Below are 2,210 nucleotides of genomic sequence, written 5' to 3' on the forward strand. Positions count from 1 at the left end.
GCCCAGAGTGAGCAGGAGGCGTATAACTCCGTCTGGCCTGACCTGAAGTTATTGGCCCTGTCCGTACGGTGACCCCGTTTAGCCGGTGTCGGAGAAACCGGTAGGCGTCCTAACAGGACGCGGGAGGCGGAGTTATACTCCCACCGGGAGGTCAGCATAAACCGGTGCAGTACTCCCGTCCGGGTGGAACTCCCGGGCCGAGGTCCCCTGTCGCCCTGCCCCGCGGGGGCAAATCAAGTATTCGGAAAGGAGGCGAAATCCTGGTCTGGGGGCCAACTTGGCTGAAAATAAAAACAGTCAAGTTTTTTGAACCAGGTAAGGGATCTTGAAAGTGCTGGTTATAGGCGGAGGCGGCCGGGAACATGCCCTGGTCTGGAAAATCGCTCAGAGTCCCAGAGTGGAAAAAATCTATTGTGCGCCGGGCAATGCGGGCATTAAAGCCCTGGCTGAATGTGTAGAGATTGCCGCTGATGATGTGGAAAAACTGCTGGCCTTTGCCAGAGAAGAAGGTATAAACTTAACTGTGGTGGGGCCGGAAGCGCCTTTGATGGCCGGGATTGTGGATGCTTTCCGGGCGGAAGGGCTGAGGATTTTCGGCCCTACCCGGGCTGCCGCTGAACTGGAAGGCAGCAAGGCCCTGGCCAAGGATTTGATGGCCAAATACAACATCCCGACGGCAGCTTATCGGGTTTTTACCGAGGCGGAACCAGCCAAAGCCTTTATCCGCCAGCTGGGGGCTCCCTGCGTAGTTAAGGCCGATGGTCTGGCGGCAGGCAAGGGGGTAATCGTGGCCCGGACTCTGGCGGAAGCGGAAGCTGCCGTGGACCTGATTATGGGAGAAAGGGCCTTTGGTTCTGCCGGGGACCGGGTGGTGGTGGAAGAATACCTGGAAGGACAGGAAGTGAGCATCCTGGCCTTTACCGATGGTCGCACCGTTATTCCCATGGTTTCCGCCCAGGACCACAAGCGTATTTTTGACGGCGACCAGGGGCCCAACACCGGCGGCATGGGGGCCTACTCCCCGGCCCCCATCTACACGCCCGAGGTAGCGGCGGTAGTGGAACGGGAAATACTCCTGCCCACCATCCAGGGGATGGCGGCAGATGGCCGTCCCTATCAAGGGGTATTGTATGCCGGGCTGATGTTGACCAAAGATGGTCCGAAAGTGCTGGAATACAATGCCCGTTTCGGTGATCCGGAAACCCAGGCTGTCCTGCCCCGGCTGGAGACTGACCTGGTGGAAATCATGGAGGCGGTGATCGATGGCCGTCTGGATGAAATCCAGATTCAGTGGAAGCCGGAAGCGGCGGTATGTGTGGTAATGGCGGCAGAAGGCTATCCCGGTCCCATTACTAAAGGGGATGAAATCCAGGGCCTGGCTGAAGCGGCAGCGACAGGGGCGCTGGTTTTCCATGCCGGGACAATGGCCGAAGGTGAACGCATCCTCACGGCCGGGGGCCGGGTGCTGGGGGTGACGGCCCTGGGGGCAAACATCGAAGAGGCGATTCAGAAGGCCTACCAGGGCGTGGAGTGCATCAGTTTCCGGGGTATGCAATACAGAAGGGATATTGGGGCAAAAGCGTTAAGATAACAGGAAAAATCCCATCTCTTGAGAAAGGAGATGGGATTTTTTGCATATCTATAGCATCTGATGGAAAAAAATGATAAGATAAAAACAGATGGAGGGAATAAACTATGCCTGACAACTATTTTTCCGAAAGCGCTGTGCAATACCGTATTAAAACCTATCAAGACTACCTAAAATTGCCGGAAGGAGAAAGATGGGAAATCATCGACGGCCAAGCCTATGCAATGGTAGCTGCCCCATCCTGGCAGCATCAACAAATAGTTCTCGAGCTGGCGAGCACCATCCACTCTTACCTGAAGCAGAAAGGAAACTGCCAGGTCTATGTGGCCCCCTTCGATGTCAGACTGATCGATGCAGGAGAAACCGAGCAAAACTGCTGCAATGTAGTACAGCCGGACATCAGCGTCATCTGTGACCGCACCAAACTGGATGATAAAGGCTGTCTGGGGGCCCCGGACTGGATTATTGAGGTGGTTTCCCCCTCCCATACCTCCCATGATTATGTGCGCAAGCTGAATCTTTATGAGCGATTCGGGGTACGGGAGTACTGGATCGTCAACCCTGATTCCCGCCATATCCTGGTGTATCGCCTGGGAGAGCAAGGAGGTTATGGTGCCCCAAT

The 2,210-nt window shown here is 55.8% G+C and carries 2 protein-coding genes; both read left to right on the plus strand.

What is annotated here, in order from left to right:
* Nucleotides 1-325 precede the first annotated feature (325 nt).
* Nucleotides 326-1,591 (plus strand): phosphoribosylamine--glycine ligase, encoded by a 1,266-nt coding sequence (gene purD, locus B5D20_RS13510; protein ID WP_078666711.1) that lies wholly within the window; start codon nt 326-328, stop codon nt 1,589-1,591.
* A 104-nt stretch (nt 1,592-1,695) separates the two neighbouring features.
* Nucleotides 1,696-2,210: Uma2 family endonuclease (locus B5D20_RS13515; protein ID WP_078666712.1), on the plus strand; the 515-nt coding region annotated here is incomplete at its 3' end.

The sequence above is a fragment of the Carboxydocella sporoproducens DSM 16521 genome, assembly GCF_900167165.1.
In the GTDB taxonomy this organism is placed as follows: Bacteria; Bacillota.